The following is a 1,182-nucleotide window of genomic DNA, read 5'->3' as shown; positions in this document are numbered from 1 at the left end:
TTACGCGATGATTTTTGCAACCACGCCAGCGCCCACGGTACGGCCGCCTTCGCGGATCGCGAAACGCAGGCCTTCTTCCATGGCGATGGGGTTGATCAGCTTCACAGTGATCGACACGTTGTCACCAGGCATCACCATTTCCTTGCCTTCTGGCAACTCGATCGCACCGGTCACGTCCGTTGTACGGAAGTAGAACTGGGGGCGGTAGTTGTTGAAGAAAGGCGTGTGACGACCACCTTCGTCTTTGGACAAAACGTAGATTTCGCCAGTGAAGTGGGTGTGGGGCTTGATGGAGCCGGGCTTGCACAGCACTTGGCCGCGCTGCACGTCTTCACGCTTGGTGCCGCGCAGCAAGATGCCGACGTTGTCGCCAGCCTGGCCTTGGTCCAGCAACTTGCGGAACATTTCCACGCCCGTGCAGGTGGTCTTCTGGGTGTCAGCAATACCGACGATTTCGATTTCTTCGCCGACCTTGACGATACCGCGCTCAACGCGACCGGTCACCACGGTGCCACGGCCAGAGATGGAGAACACGTCTTCCACGGGCATCAGGAATGCGCCGTCCACTGCGCGCTCGGGCAGGGGGATGTAGCTGTCCAGTGCGTCAGCCAGCTTCATGATCGCGCCTTCACCCAGGTCACCCTTGTCGCCTTCCATGGCGAGCTTGGCGGAACCGTGGATGATGGGGGTGTCGTCACCGGGGAAGTCGTACTTGGAGAGGAGCTCGCGCACTTCCATTTCGACCAGTTCCAGCAGTTCAGCGTCATCCACCATGTCGCACTTGTTCAGGAACACGATGATGTAGGGCACGCCCACCTGACGAGCCAACAGGATGTGCTCGCGGGTTTGGGGCATGGGGCCGTCAGCAGCGGAGCAGACCAGGATGGCGCCGTCCATTTGGGCAGCACCAGTGATCATGTTCTTCACATAGTCGGCGTGTCCAGGGCAGTCCACGTGGGCGTAGTGGCGGTTGGCCGTTTCGTATTCCACGTGGGCGGTGTTGATGGTAATACCGCGTGCTTTTTCTTCAGGTGCCGCGTCGATCTGGTCGTAGGCCTTGGCAGAGCCGCCAAACTTGGCTGCCAGCACGGTGGTGATAGCCGCTGTCAGCGTGGTCTTGCCGTGGTCCACGTGGCCAATCGTGCCTACGTTGACGTGCGGCTTGGTACGTGTGAATTTTTC

General features: G+C 59.7%; 1 protein-coding gene. It reads right to left on the bottom strand.

Annotated features, from left to right (window positions below):
- The coding region (gene tuf, locus AC3WS7_RS18675) for an elongation factor Tu (protein ID WP_492657393.1) at positions 1–1,182 on the bottom strand (1,182 nt) is incomplete at its 5' end.

It is taken from the genome of Rhodoferax sp. EU05-FHT12H12 (genome assembly GCF_058791215.1).
Note: the sequence above shows the minus strand (reverse complement) of the source record. Positions and strands in the feature narration are given on the sequence as shown.